The sequence below is a fragment of the Herbaspirillum sp. NPDC101396 genome (assembly GCF_044767365.1).
In the GTDB taxonomy this organism is placed as follows: domain Bacteria; phylum Pseudomonadota; class Gammaproteobacteria; order Burkholderiales; family Burkholderiaceae_D; genus Herbaspirillum.
The window spans coordinates 637,059-651,600 of record NZ_JBIWNT010000004.1 but is presented as its reverse complement, the minus strand read 5'-3'; the positions used below and the strand labels follow the sequence as shown (position 1 = coordinate 651,600).

Genomic DNA, 14,542 nt, shown 5'->3' with positions numbered 1-14,542 from the left:
ATGAATATCACGATCAATAACGAACTTCTCCAATACATCGATCCGCTCACCGCCAACGAATACGCCGCCCTCGAGCGCAGCCTGCTGGCCGAAGGTTGCCGCGATGCGCTGGTGCTGTGGGGCGACGTGCTGGTCGACGGCCACAACCGCTACGAAATCTGCCGCAAGTACGACATCGAATTCAAGACCGTGCAAAACACCGGTTTCAGTTCGATCGACGACGTCATGCTGTGGATGATCGACAACCAGCTGGGCCGCCGCAGCGTGACCGACTTCCAGCGCGGCGTGCTGGCGCTGCGCAAGCGCGACATCATTTCCGCGCGCGTGCGCGCCGAGATGGATGCATCCATCGCCGCCAAGGCGGACACCACGGCGTCGGAACAAAGCAGCGACACACAGGCAGAAGACACCTCGATCCCGAGCGCCTCCATCAAGACCCGCGAAGACATCGCCCGCGTCGCCGGCATCAGTTCCAACACCATCGGCCAGATCGAGAAGATCCGCAAGACCGCCGCGCCGGAACTGGTCGAAGCAGTGCGCACCGGCGCCATCTCGATCAACGCCGCCGCTGCAGTGGCGTCGCTGCCGAGCGAAGAACAGATCACGGCAGTAGCCGGCGGCAAGAAGGAGTTGCGCCAGGCCGCCAAGATGGTGCGCGAAAAGCAAGCCGCCAACCGTACGCCCCGTGCCGCTCCCCAAAAAGAAACTGAAACTGCAGCGGCAAGCAGCGCCAACGACGGCGCCGCGCCGCCGTGGTCGGTTGACGGCGACGATGCAGCCGCGTTGCGCGCCGAAATCGCCACACTGAATGCCCGCGTCGCCGCACTGACGGCGGAAAACCAGGCCCTGCAGGCGGAGATCGACGCACTGCGCGGCGTGACCGCCTGACCGTACGATAGTCGACCTTGCCGGTCTATACCCTCACCGCCGCCGTCGAGATCGAACTCGAGATCCGCAAGAGCCGCTTCATCGGCATCGTCATGCCGGTGGACAATCGCGACGCCGCACAACGGCAACTGGAACAACTGCGCGCGCAACATCGCGCCGCCACCCACGTATGCTGGGCGCTGATGGCTGGCGGCCAATCGGGCATGTCGGACGACGGCGAACCGTCGGGCACGGCTGGACGGCCCATGCTGGAAGTGTTGCGCCATCACGAACTCGACGGCGTGCTGGCGGCGGTGGTGCGCTATTACGGCGGCATCAAGCTCGGCGCCGGCGGCCTGGTGCGCGCCTACACCGACGCCATCGCCACGGCGCTCAAACAGGCGCAACGCATTGAGCGCATCGTCTACGCCGAAGTGGAAATCGCCATCGTCTATGCCGATGAATCGCAGCTGCGCTACTGGCTGCAACAGAAGCAATACGCCCTGCTCGGGAGCCGTCACGACACGCTGGCGCGCTTGCATGTGCGCTTGCCGGCAACGCAACTGCCTCAGCTTGCGGACAGCTTGCCGCGGCTTTCTTCAAACGCTGCGATCACGCAGATCATGTAATCCATGCGGCGCCGGTTGGCGTCGCTGCAGGGACGTCCCCACAGAGCATCGAACTCGGCCACCACGAGGTGGTATTCAATCTCGCTGATGGGATCCATGGCTGCATGCTCCTCACAGGTTACGGTCGTCGCCGGCATCAGCATGTCCGCTTACCTGTCCCGCGCCACGCGGCGCGCCAGCACGATCGCCAGCGCCGGCGCTACAGCGAAGCAGGCGAACAAGGCGTAAGCCGCATGGCGTGCGCCGTCGATACCGCCCGGCTCCGTCAGACCTGCGGCGTTCACCGTGAGGCCTGCCAGCGCGGCGCCGATGGCCATGGCGTAGAGCTGCACCGTGGTGATGCCGGCCGAGGCCAGGTTTTCTTCACCGCGGCGCGCCGATTTCAACACGCGCGTCAGCAGATGCGGCCAGCCCAGTCCTATGCCCAGACCGACTCCGCCGAGCGCCAGCGCCAGCCACAGTCCTTCTGCCCCAACATCCACATCGACGTCGCCGGGCAGCAGCGCCGCCAATGCCACCAGCGACAAGGTCATTATCAGCGGTCCGATATGCACCATCCGATCGGCATCCTTGCCGCTGCGCGCCGAACTGAGCAGCGACGCCAGGCTCCAGCCGCCGGCCATGGCGGCCGTCATGTAACCGGCCTGCAGCGGCGCGTAACCGTGCAGCGTCTGCAGGAAGTACGGTACGAAGATTTCGGTCATGCTGCCGATCATGAGCAGGCAGACGCAGGCGAATACCTTCCCCATTGCGGTACTCAATTGATAGGCGCCGGTCGGCAACAAGGCTACGCCGGGACGCTGGTCAAGCCAGGCGACCAGCCCACCCGCCGCCAGTCCGGCCGCGACGCCGAGCAATTTTCCGGCGATGTCCTCCACCTGTCCGGCCAACGCCACCAGCAGCACGGACAGCGCCAGCAAGGCAATCTTGAGCAGTGGAATACGTACCGGACCAGAAGCCGCAGTATCGCCCTGCGACGGCTTGCCGTTCAGTTGTCCGGCCACGATCACCGCCTGCAGCAACGCCACCGGCAGCAGGCACCAGAACGCCAGCCGCCAGGCGCCGCCGGCGGCGAACAGTCCGCCCACCGCCGGGCCCAGCAAGGTCGCCACGCCCCACATGCCGGACTCCAGCGCCACCGCGCGCGACCACAGGCGCTGCTCGAACAGCACCGGGATCAGCGCATAGCCGAGCGCGGCCAGCAAACCGCCGCCGAGGCCTTGCACGCTGCGCCCGGCCAGCATCCACGGCATCGACAATGCCGTCGCGCACAGAACCGAGCCGAGCGTGAACACCGCCAGTCCCAGCAGATAGGCGCGGCGCGGGCCCAGCTTGTCGAGCAGCTTGCTGGTCAGCGCGGAGCCGACGATGGAGGCGACCACGAACAGCGTGATGTTCCAGGCGTAGTACGCCAGGCCGCCGATGTCGCGCACCACCGACGGCAAGATGGTGGTGACGATGTGGACATTGATGGCGTGCAGCGCAACGCCGCCGGTCAGGGCGACCGAGCGCAAGAGATTGCTGCCGGTCAGCAATTCGCTCCAGGATGTGACGACAACGGTTTCGGATTTCATGACTGACCTCGACATTCGGATGGATAACGCCTAATATGCAAGCGTTTGTTTGGATATTGTCTGAACGCATGTTAAACCCGCACCATGAATTACACAAGTAAACACTTGGAAAATAAAATTGACATTAACCCCGACATGCCGACCGCTGAACGCATCCTGCTCCGGCTGAAGACGCGCGGCCCCGCCTCCACCGCGACGTTGGCGCAGGAACTCGGGATGACGGCAGAAGCGGCGCGGTTGCAGGTGCAGAAGCTGCTGGCGGACGAATTGATCAGCGGCGTGCAGGAAGCCGCCGCCGGCGCCGGACGGCCGCGACAGAACTGGGAGTTGAGTGCAGCCGGCCACGCGCGCTTCCCCGATACGCATGCCTACCTGACGATCCAGCTGATCGGGTCGATCCGACAGTTGTTCGGCGAAGAAGGACTGGATCGCCTGATTTCCCAGCGTGAAGGCGAGATGCGCAAGGATTACCTGAAGGCCTGCAGCGGCCTTACCGGGATTCCGAAAAAACTCGACAAGCTGGCCACCCTGCGCGCTGCCGAAGGCTACATGGCGCGCGTCGAGAAGGATGGCAAGGACTGGCTGCTCATCGAAGACCACTGCCCGATCTGTGCGGCAGCAACCAGTTGTCAGGGCTTTTGCCGCTCGGAGCTGCAGCTGTTCCGCGAGGTCATCGGCGAGGCCGCCTCGGTGACGCGCGAAGAGCATTTGCTGGCCGGTGCGCGGCGTTGCGTCTATCGCGTCAAGAGCCAATGAGGAGTACCTGAGGCATGACAAGAGCGCGGCATGCGTAAAGTTGTATAGGCAATGCCGTCGGCTTCATGTCAGAATCGCTCTCGCGCAACATGAAAAACCTCCCACATAAGGAAGCTGCAATGAAGACACCGATGACCGCCTGCCTGCTGGCGCTGACCATGGCGTTGAGCGCCTGCGTAATCCAGCCGGCCGCCGAGCAAACAACGTCGACCGGACAAGTGCCGCCGGCGCGGGTCTACATCAAGAGCATGCTGTCGCCATCGTCGGGAACGGCCGAGGTGCAATTCTCGCGCGGTACGTCGTTCTTGTACGGGAACGCGCCGCTGGAGCTGGCGATCAACGACGTGGTCCTGGCGCAGATACAGAAGGGCGAACGCCTCAGCATCTGGCTCAAGCCCGGCACCAGCTATGACTTCAGCATCAAGCCCGTGCATTCACTCAATAGCGCGACCTATCCGCAGCCCAGGAAGATCACTGTGGAGCTGAAAAATCCCGGCATCTACAAGATCGTCATCGGCGGCGACCACGAAGGCCCCGTCCTGCAACAGGAAAAGTGAAGCAGGACTACCGTTCGGGACCATCCCGAACTTGATAAAAAGCGCGGAGAGTCCGCGCTTTTTTAATGCCCGCAGGAAAATTGATGCCGCCTTGCAATGCACGTCAGGAGCGGTTTTCGGAGCCGGGAGACACAAAAATTTCCTTGAAAAAACTATCCCGGCCAAATAACAACACTCTCAAAAAAATTATCAATCGGTCATCACTCTTCGCGCGCCGATGCGCTTCTTCGGCACTAAGATGTGGAAAAATCGACAACAAGAATCTCTCATGGACCAAGAACCCTATCTCATCAAGGATGCCGGCGTCAGTCCGCGCCAGATCCGCATGGCGCGCGTCGTCATCGCCGTGTTGTTGCTCTCTGCGGCGATCGCCACGCCGCTGGCGACCACTCCCCTGCTGCCGATTCCTGGCTACATGAGTGCCTTCGGCATTGCCATGATCGTGGTCAACATCATCCTGGCTTCGCTGCTGTTCGCCCAAGGGCTGATCGAAGGCAAGGAGCGCACGATCAGGCTGGGCACGGCGTATTTTTTCGTGACGGTGATTTTCGTGCCGCTGATCGCCGCCTTCCCGGGCGGGCTGATGGAAGCCTCCATCATCGGCAGCACCAGCAGCGCGGTGTGGCTCTGGTGCTGCTGGCACACCGGTTTCGGCCTGTTGATCATCCGCTACGCGACCAGTTCGGTGGAGGTCGCCGGCACCACAGCCAGCGTGCGCAAATCCATCGTCGCCTGCGTCGTCGTGGTGGTGCTGCTGACGCTGGCGGCGACGCTGGGACTGCCTTATTTGCCGGAAGTATTCCGCAACGGGCGCAACTTCTTCGACGACTCGACCATGCTGGTGCCGGCGCTGGTGTTCGGCGTCAACGTGATCGCCTTGCTGTGCGTGATGCGCATGCGCGAAGAAAAGCCGGAACAGCTGTGGGTCATGGTCGGCATGTTCGCCGCCTGTATCGACGTCTGGCTGACGCTGTACGGCGGCGCACGCTTTTCACTGGGCTGGTATTTCGCCAAGATGACCAGCCTGTTCACCTCGCTGGCCGTGCTGATTTCGCAGCTGTACGGCATCACGCGGCTGTACCACAGCATCGCCGGCGCCAACAAGATCCTCATGACGCAGGCCAACCAGGATGGTCTGACGGCGCTGTCGAACCGGCGCTGCTTCGACCAGGTGCTGGAAATCGAATGGAATCGCGCCCGCCGCGACAAGCGTTCGCTGGCGCTGCTGATGATCGACGTCGACCATTTCAAAAAATACAACGATTGCTACGGCCACCTGGCCGGGGACGATTGCCTGCGCCAGATCGCGCAGCAGTTGTTGCGCGTGATCAATCGGCCGGGCGACGTCGCGGCACGCTACGGCGGTGAAGAGTTTGTGGTCATTTTGCCAAACACGGATACCGCCGGGGCCCGCCTTGTCGGCGAACGTCTGCTGGTTAACCTGACTGCAGCATCTATTCCGCACGCCCACAACCAGCCGCTATGCCATGTCACGCTCAGTATCGGCGTGTCGGCGATGGTGCCAGGCCCCGGCGGCAGTACGACTGCGCTGGCGCTGGCAGCAGACAAAGCCTTGTACGAGGCCAAGGAAAGCGGCCGCAATCAGGTCTGCATCGCCCGCCATGAATCATTTGCGTCGGCAGTGACACCCGCATTCCTCATGAGTTAGGTGCGTGGGCGCTCAGATATTCAACAAACCCATAACTGGTATTGGTAATCAAAATTGGAAAAGGATGTCTGAAACACGCATACTGCAACGCAACATAAATCACTTTCTTGCGGAGCCCACCATGCGTATCCTGATCGACGTCCTGCCATACACCCTGCTGATCGCTGCAATGGTCGCACGTTATTTCGCGTCGACACGCTAATCCATGGCGGCAAGCCTGCTGCGGGTCACCGCAGGCAGGCCTGAAATAAAAAAAGGGCGGATTTTTCCGCCCTTTTGCTTTTTCTTCTCCGAAGAAAAGCCTCTCTTTTCGCGTCTTTACAATTTCCCCGCACGATTCAAGTAACCGCCCCCTTCGTCGTTATGGAGCTGGGCGCCCGCGCCGACTTGGCCTTACACTCCACGCTTCATTTTGCTTCCGTCCATTTAGAAAGACTGCTCATGCCGCGCATCATGACCCTCCTCCTCGCGACAGCACTGGCGCTGGCGATCACCGGCTGCGCCTGTGTGCCCGGTTTCGTGGGTTTCGACAGTCGCTGCGGCTTCACCAACCTGCCCAGCGGGCAACCCTGAGGAGAATTTACACGTGCAAATTGAAGTTAAGTTTTCCGCCTTGGACGGCCTGTAGCGCAACGCAGCAAAAACGCCGGCGGCAAGCGTTCAATGCACGTGCGATTCCAACCATGCAATGAGATCGTTTTGTGCGTGCAAACGGCGTTCCGGGGATTCATTGAAAATCTCGTGGAAAGCGTCGTCGTAACAATGCATCGTCTTGTCGACTTGCGGCACATGGGCGAAGAAAGCACGGCTGCCTGCCGGATCGACGAAAGCGTCGTCGCCGGCAAACTGCAGCAGCAGCGGTGAAGTAAATGTGCCGGCATCGCGCTGCACGCAGGCCATCGCCCCCAGCATGAAATTGACCACGCGCGCGGACACCTTGCCATGGTTGAGCGAATCATCGAGGAAGTCGCGCACCACCGCTTGGTCATGCGACAGGCGCTGCGCCGGCAGGCTGGTCGGCACCGCCACCCCCGGCGCAATCCTTGTGGTCAGCGCCAGCAGGAATTTCTGAAAGCCCGACATCCGGATCGCCAGCGCCGGCGACGACAACAGCAGCCCACGCACCTTCGACCAGCCGCCGGTGGCGAAGCGCGCCGCCACCAGGCCGCCCATGCTGTGCCCGAACAAAAATGGCGTGGTCTGCGCGACGGCGGCGAAATCGTCGAACACGGTCTTGAGGTCATCAAGAAAATCATCGTTCGCCTGCACGCTACCGCGCGCACCTCCTGAACGACCATGGCCGCGATGATCGTGAATGCGCACCGAGAAACCGGCATCATGGAAAACCCGCGTCAGTTCGGCGTAGCGGGCGCCGTGCTCGCCGAGTCCGTGCACCAGCACAATGGCCCCGCGCGGCTGCGGGTGCACCCATTCGCGATAAAAAAGCTTGACGCCATCGGCGGCCTGGAGAAATCCCGTATTTTGATTGTTGTCGGACATCGCGCTGCATTTCCTTGAAGGGATCACGGACGTCTGCATATTGCCCTAAAAACCGGCAACGCACAGCATCGCCCTGTTTCGGCGAAACGGCAGGGACACAATAAGAGAATGGGAAAAACACGATGGGAAAACAAGCGCGCCGGGCGATCTGCGGAAATATGCTGATCGCCCGGCGGCGATGAAACGCCGCATGCAGCGCTTCGGGGAATTGGTGTTGGTATATTTTCTAACCGCCAACTCCGGTATCGAGACCAGATAATAAATTCGCCTCTGCGCGCCACCAATCGGACGATGCCGGATTGCCTTGTAGGACAAGCTCCCCTGTCGCGGTGGCGCCGGTTCCTGCTGCTATCGCGCGCTTATCGTGGTCAATCCTGGCCCGCTATTCCGGTGTCCTGACGACGGTGTGAGCGACGCACACGCCGGATCGCCAGTTGCACGCTGGCCAGCCATGACAGCGGACGCGGATGCACTACGGCGCGCAAGGCGCGCGCATAGTCGAGGATAAGCCCCGGCGTCCACGCCATGGTCATGGCGCGCTTGCGGATGTGGCCGGCGACCCAGACTTCCGGCGAGAACAGGATCTTGATGAAGCTCAGCCAGTGATCGGCGCGCTTGCCGATCACGCCTTCCAGTGCCGCCTCCAGCGCATGCGCGACGGTGCTGGAACAATTGCGATGAGTCAGGTTGTAGATCTCTTCGCGACGATAGTCCTGCCAGAACTGCTGCAAGTGACGCACGTCGTAATCGCGGAAAGAAATCTTTTCGGTCGATTCGCACCACGCCGCCGATTCCGACGGATAGTCGGTCAGATAGCGGCCCCGCACGTTGTTGTCCGGCGTGGCGCGCAGCAGGCGTGAAAACTCGCCCGGTGACCGATCGATTTCAACCGCCGGATACAGGCTGATATACAGACTTGGCGCAATCTCCAGCGCTGCGTGGCCGGTCGAAATGCGGCCGCTGGCGTCGACTGCGGCAATATAGCGATCGACGATGGGACGATGCAGCGTCGCTTCCCGGGCCGAGCCGGCCGGCGTCCAGACGTGCACCGTGAGCGGCGCTGCCGAGGCAATTGCTGCCGGCGTCGTCACCGCCAGCTGGCCGTCGTAGCTGCCGGCATCGAGCGGCCGATCCGAATCGGCGTTGCGATAAGCCAGCTGCGACAATGAACTATCACGCGGCAAACGGCGTGAACGACTGGCCAGCCAGATCATGCTCCAGCCACTGAAAATCAGTCCCATGCCCAGGCAATACGGCACGGTGCCTTTGTAATGCGTAGGGTAAGGCTGGAAGAAAAAAATCGCGATCAGGATCTGGCCGACGCCACCGGCCAGCGCCATGCGCCAGCGTGGAAAACGCACGATGGCGGCCGAGATGATCTGCAAGCCGCCGCCGATCGTGAAAGCCGTGCCGAACAGCATCGCCAGCAGCATATCGCTGTGGTGATAGGCCGAAATGATCAGCAGCGCGATCACCAGGAACAGACTGCCTTTGACGTAGCGCAGCGTTTTCTGCGCACCTATGCCACTCGACGCCAGGAACAGCGTGGCCAGGCTTTCCACCAGCAGCAGCCAGCCGAACAACGTCAACGGAAACACCAGCACACCATCCAGCGCATCGATGCACAGGCTGACGCCGACGACCGCCCAGGCCAATCCGATCAATGCCAGTACATGCCAATAACGCCGGATAAAATCCGCTCCCAGTAACAACAACACCAGACGTATCACGTTTTGTTCCCCATTTCTGATGACGGCCTTGCGGCCGGTCCCGTTTCCTCTGTTTCCCGGCGTCCATTTTACCGTCGTCGGCGCACTTGTTCCCAATGGAAAGAATCGACGACAATGGACGGCCTTCTCCCTCTTCTTCGTCTTCTCTCTCTGTGCCATCCATGCTCCTCTTCTCCACATTTGTCAGCGCGATGCTGCTGTTTCCTCTGAACGTGACGCTGCTGGGCGCGCTCGGGCTGCTGTTGCGACGACGCCGGCCTGCGGCGATATGGCTGAGCTGGACGGCGCTGGCCCTGCTGCTGGTCTTCAGCACACGAGCCGGCGCACTGCTGCTGGTCGCACCGCTGGAATGGCAGACGCCGCCGCTGGCATCGATACCGCCGACGGCGCAGGCCATCGTCGTACTCAGCGGCGCACGACTGTCAAATGCGCCGGACTACGATCATCAGGACAAACCCGGTTTCATCACGCTTGCACGTCTGCAATACGCCGTGCGCCTGCATCGCGCCAGCGGCCTGCCGATTCTGGTCACCGGCGGCAAGCCTGACGGCTCGGTTGAAAGCGAAGCGGCTGTCATGGCGCGCAGCCTGCGCGACGACTTCGGCGTCGCTACGCGCTGGCAGGAGCAGGCCTCCGACACCACCGCCGACAATGCCCGGTTGACGGCGCCGATCTTGCGCAACGCGGGGGTACAACATGTGCTGCTGGTGACCGACGCCATGCACATGCCGCGCGCGCTGCGCAGCTTTCGCGCACAAGGCATCGGAGTGATCCCAGCGCCGACGGTCTTTTTCAGCAATGAACGCCTTACGCTCAACGACTGGCTGCCAGGTGGCGAAGGCTTGCGACGCAGCAACTACGCGCTGCACGAATGGATAGGCGCACTCTGGTATGCGTTGCGGAGCATTGCTGACAAGAGCCGATAAGGCCAAGGAAAGCCCCACTAATCGGGGCTTTCTTTTTTCCTACCACGTTTAAAGTTATCCTGTTGTCGCGCCGTTAACGACACAGTCCGGGCAGCATTCCGGACGACAACTCGGGTATTTTTATCCAAGTTTTCAAGGCATGCGCAGACACGCCGACCATTTCCACTTTAATCAAAGAAAACTCTGGAGACCATGGAATGAAACTTTCATTCAAACAACGTCTGTGGGCGCCGCTCGTCATCAGCCTGATCGCTCTGCTCGCCATTTCAATTTTCAACGCCTACCAGGCGCACAACATCCGCCTTGAAGAACGCAAGAAAGACCTGATCAATGTGGCGCAAGTCGCCATGAGTACGATCAAGGAATACGGCGAGCTGGCCAAGAACGGCACGATGAGCAAGGAAGAAGCGCAAAAGACCGCGTTGGCGCGTGTGAAGATGATGCGCTACGGCACCGACGGTTATTTCTCGGTATCCAATTCGTCCGCCGTGACCATCATGCATCCGATCAAACCGGAGCTGAACGGCAAGGACCTGACCAACTTCAAGGATCCGGCCGGCAACCAGGTGTTCGTCAACATCTCCAAGGCCGCTGCATCGCCGCAGGGCGGCTTCATCAACTACATCTGGCCGAAAGTCGGTTCACCCGACCCGGTGCCGAAAACTTCCTATGCGTTCCGCTATGAACCTTGGGACTGGATCGTCACCACCGGCGTGTACATGGACGACGTCAATTCGGCGTTCACGCAATCGGTCTATCAGCTGATCGCGATCTTCGCCGGTTTTGCCATCATTCTGATCGCTCTGGTGGTGGTCAACAACCGCAGCATCCTGCGCACCATCGGCGGCGATCCGGGCGACGCGGCGGAAATCGCCAACCGCATTTCCGACGGCGACCTGACGCTGGTCATCAACACCGCGCCGGGCGACACCTCGAGCCTGGTGTACGCGTTCAAGCGCATGCGCGATTCGCTGACGCACACGATCTCGAACATCAAGTCGTCGGCCGACACCATCGCCACCGCATCGAGCGAAATCGCCAGCGGCAATCTGGATCTGTCGGGCCGCACCGAACAGCAGGCCGGCTCGCTGGAAGAAACCGCGTCGGCAATGGAAGAACTGACCTCCACTGTGAAACAGAACGCCGACAACGCACGCCAGGCCAACCAGTTGGCGGTGTCCGCTTCGGAAGTCGCGATCCAGGGCGGCGCGGTCGTCAGCCAGGTGGTCGACACGATGGGCTCGATCAATGAATCCTCGCGCAAGATCGTCGACATCATCAGCGTCATTGACGGCATCGCATTCCAGACCAACATCCTGGCGCTGAACGCGGCGGTGGAAGCTGCTCGCGCCGGTGAACAGGGCCGCGGCTTCGCGGTGGTGGCGTCGGAAGTGCGCAGCCTGGCGCAACGCTCTTCCGCTGCGGCCAAGGAAATCAAGACGCTGATCGACGATTCGGTATCGAAGGTCGACGTCGGCAGCAAGCTGGTGCAGCAAGCCGGTGAAACCATGAACGAGGTGGTCGCCAGCGTCAAGCGCGTGACCGACATCGTCGGCGAAATCAGTTCGGCCAGCCAGGAACAAAGCGCCGGCATCGGCGAAGTCGGCCAGGCGATTACCCAGATGGATGAAGGCACGCAGCAAAACGCAGCACTGGTGGAACAAGCCGCCGCTGCCGCGCAGTCTCTGCAAGACCAGGCGGCTACGCTGGCCCAACTGGTCGGCCGCTTCAAGCTCGATGGCGCTCACGTGCAGGCGGCGCCGATCGTGCGTGCTGCCGCGCCGGTACGTACTGCGGTGGCAAAGGCGCCGGTCCGGCCTGTTGCCGTCGCCGGCAAACCCAAGGCGGCTGCTACTGCTCCTGCTGCAGCGCCACGCATCGCCTCGGCGCCTGCCAAATCGGCAGGATCGAAACCAACGATGCCGGATTCCGATTCGGATTGGGAAACCTTCTGACGGACGTCCCTGCATCATCGTGACGGGCAGCAAAACGAAGGGCTTGCATCTCAGTGCAAGCCCTTTTTTCATGCCTTGATCCTGCACATTTTCTTTCACCGCGACAATGCCGCCATGCTTGTCGAAGCAGTCATTTTTTGAGAGTTTTCTCATATTATTTGAGGACGTGAATCGCGAGAATGGTTACATCGCGCTGAAACAAGGCGCTCACATGAAACCACAATCGCCATGAACCGCCTCGCCGCCCTCATCGTCCTGACCTCCGCCTTGTGCGCCACTGCCGCCGTGCAGGCAGCGCCGACGGTGGAACTGCGCGTGACCGGCGTGATCCGTCCTTCCGCCTGCACCCCGACCCTGGGCAACAGCGGCGTGGCCGACTACGGCACCATCCCGGCCAAGACCTTGCAACCCGGCCAATACAAGAAGCTGGACGTCAAGCAAGTCAGCCTGTCGGTGACCTGTGACGCCGCCGCCAAGATTGCGCTGGTGGTGATCGACAACCGCGCTTCTTCACGCATCGACGGCGTGGTCGACAGCATCCGCGCCGACGCTGCCTACAACTTCGGCCTTGGCAGTGTTGCCGGCAAGAACGTCGGTGGCTACACCATGATGCTGTCCGCCGCCGCGCTGGCCGACGGCCAACCGGTCTCCGCTATCTCGTCCAAGGATAAAGGCGCTTCGTGGAGCGGCAACGCCGGCTACCTCGATCACGACGGCGCTTATTTCTCGTTCGCTCAAAGCGGCATGACACCGGTTGCACTCAAGACGCTGGCCGCGACCATCAATGTTCAGGCCGTGCTGAACAAACCGGAAAACTTGCCATTGAATCAAGACGTGCCTCTGGACGGCTCCGCCACGATCGAGATCAAGTATCTTTGACGCGACAGAGTTGCGTTGCAAGCACGCTTCTTGCAAGCACTTTTTGCGCAGTCCACAGTCAAACTTGGAATCGGCTTAAAATAAGCCAGTAGCATTGCCCAGCGCATTGAGCCGTTTAGTTGTCGACCGTCTGTGAAAATCCAGCAGTTCCGGCAGGTCCGCCCTGTCGAATCCGTTTAAGGAAAGAGACATGGCAAACTCTCCAAAAACAATGTCCAGCCTGATGTGCGAACTCAGCGTCGCACTCGCCGACCTTGCTGAAAAAATGAGCAATCTGGCAATCAATCTGGAAAACCAATACCTCGATTCCGATGCGGAAGAACCGGCTGCGCTGATGGAAGCCGCCCGCTCCACGATTGAAAAAGCCAGGAGCAATTGACGCGCCGCCTGCCGTCATTTCCCTTAGCCCGACTTGCCGCGTCTCTTTTTTGACATCGCTTCCCGAGCGACATCACGAGCCACTCCGCCATCGTCGTCGGTCCAGAACGACACTCCTTCCGCCTCCACCCGCTCAGCAATGAAATCCGCCACCACGTTGACGCGCACGATGTCGCGCGCATCGGCATGCGTAATCAGCCAGTAGGAACGATACAGTTTCACTTGCTGCAACAGACGCACCAGTTTCTTCTCGCGCCGTGCCATGAAACAGGGCAGCACGCCCAGGCCTGCCCCGCCGACCACCGCCGCCATCTGGCTGATGATGTTGGAGATGCGGATGCGCGGCCGCAGCGCCGGTGAAATCTCGGACAGGTAATCCAGCTCGCGCGACCACATCAGGTCTTCCACGTAACCGACCCAGGGATGCGCTTCCAGTTGCGACTTGTCTTCAACGGCGGGCTTGCGGCGCAGGTAATCGCGTGCAGCGTAGATGCCCAGTTCGTAATCGTTGAGGCGGCGCGCGTACAAGCGCCCCTGTTCGGGCCGCGTCATGCTGATGGCGATATCGGCCTCGCGTTTGGACAAGCTGAACATGCGCGGGTTGGCGATCAGTTCCACCTCCAGTTCGGGATGGCGCTGCGCCAGCAGGTCCAGTTGAGGCGCCAGGAAATAGGTGCCCCAGGCTTCCGGCGTGCCGATGCGTATCGAGCCGGTCAGCCCCTGTGCCGGATCGTCCTGGCGCGCATGGATGCGCACTGCCAGGCTTTCCATCGCTTCGGCTTCGGGGACCAGGCGCTCGCCTTCGACGGTCAGCGCATAGCCGGCCGAGCGGCGGTCAAACAAGGCCACGCCGAGGGATGCCTCCAGCCCGGCGATGCGCCGGCTCAGCGTCGAGTGATCGATGCCGATCTGTCGCGCGGCCACCGTCAGGCGGCCGGCACGGACCACGGCGAGAAAGGCTTGCAGGTCGTTCCAGTCGAACTTGTTCATGGGATTTTCGTATGCGATTTTTTGCACATGAAGTGTGTGATATTCGGCATTTACCGGGGAAAATCCCAATGCTACTCTTTTTCTGCTTTTACGCCTGCACGTTCCTTTTCTTGCTGATGCGGGCGACAAACC

At 61.2% G+C, this 14,542-nt stretch carries 14 protein-coding genes; 9 read left to right on the top strand and 5 right to left on the bottom strand.

What is annotated here, in order from left to right:
- Together ACIROY_RS16785 and ACIROY_RS16780 are read left to right on the top strand one after the other, a co-directional pair.
- Positions 1-888, top strand: a complete 888-nt coding sequence (locus ACIROY_RS16785; protein ID WP_402276493.1) for a hypothetical protein — start codon at positions 1-3, stop codon at positions 886-888.
- Between the two features lie 17 nt (positions 889-905).
- Positions 906-1,496 (top strand): IMPACT family protein, encoded by a 591-nt coding sequence (locus ACIROY_RS16780; RefSeq protein ID WP_402342549.1) that lies wholly within the window; start codon positions 906-908, stop codon positions 1,494-1,496.
- On the opposite strand, the gene ACIROY_RS16775 is transcribed toward ACIROY_RS16780, so the two are convergent.
- Both ACIROY_RS16775 and ACIROY_RS16770 read right to left on the bottom strand, forming a co-directional pair.
- Positions 1,436-1,594, bottom strand: coding sequence for a hypothetical protein (locus ACIROY_RS16775; protein WP_233526683.1), 159 nt, complete (start codon positions 1,592-1,594; stop codon positions 1,436-1,438). The genes ACIROY_RS16780 and ACIROY_RS16775 overlap by 61 nt on opposite strands.
- Before the next feature lie 51 nt (positions 1,595-1,645).
- Positions 1,646-3,070, bottom strand: coding sequence for an MFS transporter (locus tag ACIROY_RS16770; protein ID WP_402342546.1), 1,425 nt, complete (start codon positions 3,068-3,070; stop codon positions 1,646-1,648).
- An 84-nt stretch (positions 3,071-3,154) separates the two neighbouring features.
- Here ACIROY_RS16770 and ACIROY_RS16765 point away from each other — a divergent pair, with 84 nt between their 5' ends.
- The 3 genes from ACIROY_RS16765 (at position 3,155) to ACIROY_RS16755 (ending at position 6,052) form a co-directional block, all read left to right on the top strand.
- The gene (locus tag ACIROY_RS16765) at positions 3,155-3,826 is read left to right on the top strand and encodes a helix-turn-helix transcriptional regulator (protein ID WP_402342543.1); all 672 of its coding nucleotides are present in this window, start codon (positions 3,155-3,157) and stop codon (positions 3,824-3,826) included.
- A gap of 119 nt (positions 3,827-3,945) precedes the next feature.
- Positions 3,946-4,383 carry a hypothetical protein gene (locus ACIROY_RS16760; protein WP_402276487.1) on the top strand — a complete coding sequence of 146 codons (438 nt, stop codon included), beginning with the start codon at positions 3,946-3,948 and terminating at the stop codon, positions 4,381-4,383.
- 268 nt (positions 4,384-4,651) lie between these two features.
- Positions 4,652-6,052: a diguanylate cyclase domain-containing protein gene (locus tag ACIROY_RS16755; protein WP_402342540.1), complete on the top strand. Its 1,401-nt coding sequence runs from the start codon at positions 4,652-4,654 to the stop codon at positions 6,050-6,052.
- 660 nt (positions 6,053-6,712) lie between these two features.
- Here ACIROY_RS16755 and ACIROY_RS16750 read toward each other — a convergent pair.
- Together ACIROY_RS16750 and ACIROY_RS16745 are read right to left on the bottom strand one after the other, a co-directional pair.
- Positions 6,713-7,552: a lysophospholipase gene (locus ACIROY_RS16750; RefSeq protein WP_402276483.1), complete on the bottom strand. Its 840-nt coding sequence runs from the start codon at positions 7,550-7,552 to the stop codon at positions 6,713-6,715.
- Between the two features lie 368 nt (positions 7,553-7,920).
- The gene (locus tag ACIROY_RS16745) at positions 7,921-9,282 is read right to left on the bottom strand and encodes an HdeD family acid-resistance protein (protein ID WP_402342537.1); all 1,362 of its coding nucleotides are present in this window, start codon (positions 9,280-9,282) and stop codon (positions 7,921-7,923) included.
- A gap of 161 nt (positions 9,283-9,443) precedes the next feature.
- Here ACIROY_RS16745 and ACIROY_RS16740 point away from each other — a divergent pair, with 161 nt between their 5' ends.
- The 4 genes from ACIROY_RS16740 to ACIROY_RS16725 all read left to right on the top strand — a co-directional run bounded on the left by ACIROY_RS16740 (position 9,444) and on the right by ACIROY_RS16725 (position 13,421).
- Positions 9,444-10,208, top strand: a complete 765-nt coding sequence (locus ACIROY_RS16740; RefSeq protein ID WP_402276478.1) for a YdcF family protein — start codon at positions 9,444-9,446, stop codon at positions 10,206-10,208.
- Between the two features lie 197 nt (positions 10,209-10,405).
- A complete protein-coding gene (locus ACIROY_RS16735) occupies positions 10,406-12,163 on the top strand; it encodes a methyl-accepting chemotaxis protein (protein ID WP_402276475.1) in 1,758 nt (585 codons plus the stop codon).
- A gap of 228 nt (positions 12,164-12,391) precedes the next feature.
- Positions 12,392-13,042, top strand: coding sequence for a DUF1120 domain-containing protein (locus tag ACIROY_RS16730; RefSeq protein ID WP_402342534.1), 651 nt, complete (start codon positions 12,392-12,394; stop codon positions 13,040-13,042).
- 190 nt (positions 13,043-13,232) lie between these two features.
- Entirely contained in the window at positions 13,233-13,421 is a 189-nt protein-coding gene (locus ACIROY_RS16725) for a hypothetical protein (protein ID WP_029363234.1), read from the top strand.
- 23 nt (positions 13,422-13,444) lie between these two features.
- On the opposite strand, the gene ACIROY_RS16720 is transcribed toward ACIROY_RS16725, so the two are convergent.
- Positions 13,445-14,410 (bottom strand): LysR family transcriptional regulator, encoded by a 966-nt coding sequence (locus tag ACIROY_RS16720; protein WP_402342531.1) that lies wholly within the window; start codon positions 14,408-14,410, stop codon positions 13,445-13,447.
- Positions 14,411-14,542: the final 132 nt, after the last annotated feature.

Coding starts and splice junctions, on each gene's coding strand:
- ACIROY_RS16720 (WP_402342531.1), bottom strand. CDS start 14,410: ATGAACAAGTTCGACTGGAACGACCTGCAAGCCTTTCTCGCCGTGGTC.
- ACIROY_RS16775 (WP_233526683.1), bottom strand. CDS start 1,594: ATGGATCCCATCAGCGAGATTGAATACCACCTCGTGGTGGCCGAGTTC.
- ACIROY_RS16730 (WP_402342534.1), top strand. CDS start 12,392: ATGAACCGCCTCGCCGCCCTCATCGTCCTGACCTCCGCCTTGTGCGCC.
- ACIROY_RS16755 (WP_402342540.1), top strand. CDS start 4,652: ATGGACCAAGAACCCTATCTCATCAAGGATGCCGGCGTCAGTCCGCGC.
- ACIROY_RS16760 (WP_402276487.1), top strand. CDS start 3,946: ATGAAGACACCGATGACCGCCTGCCTGCTGGCGCTGACCATGGCGTTG.
- ACIROY_RS16750 (WP_402276483.1), bottom strand. CDS start 7,552: ATGTCCGACAACAATCAAAATACGGGATTTCTCCAGGCCGCCGATGGC.
- ACIROY_RS16765 (WP_402342543.1), top strand. CDS start 3,155: ATGAATTACACAAGTAAACACTTGGAAAATAAAATTGACATTAACCCC.
- ACIROY_RS16735 (WP_402276475.1), top strand. CDS start 10,406: ATGAAACTTTCATTCAAACAACGTCTGTGGGCGCCGCTCGTCATCAGC.
- ACIROY_RS16770 (WP_402342546.1), bottom strand. CDS start 3,070: ATGAAATCCGAAACCGTTGTCGTCACATCCTGGAGCGAATTGCTGACC.
- ACIROY_RS16785 (WP_402276493.1), top strand. CDS start 1: ATGAATATCACGATCAATAACGAACTTCTCCAATACATCGATCCGCTC.
- ACIROY_RS16740 (WP_402276478.1), top strand. CDS start 9,444: ATGCTCCTCTTCTCCACATTTGTCAGCGCGATGCTGCTGTTTCCTCTG.
- ACIROY_RS16725 (WP_029363234.1), top strand. CDS start 13,233: ATGGCAAACTCTCCAAAAACAATGTCCAGCCTGATGTGCGAACTCAGC.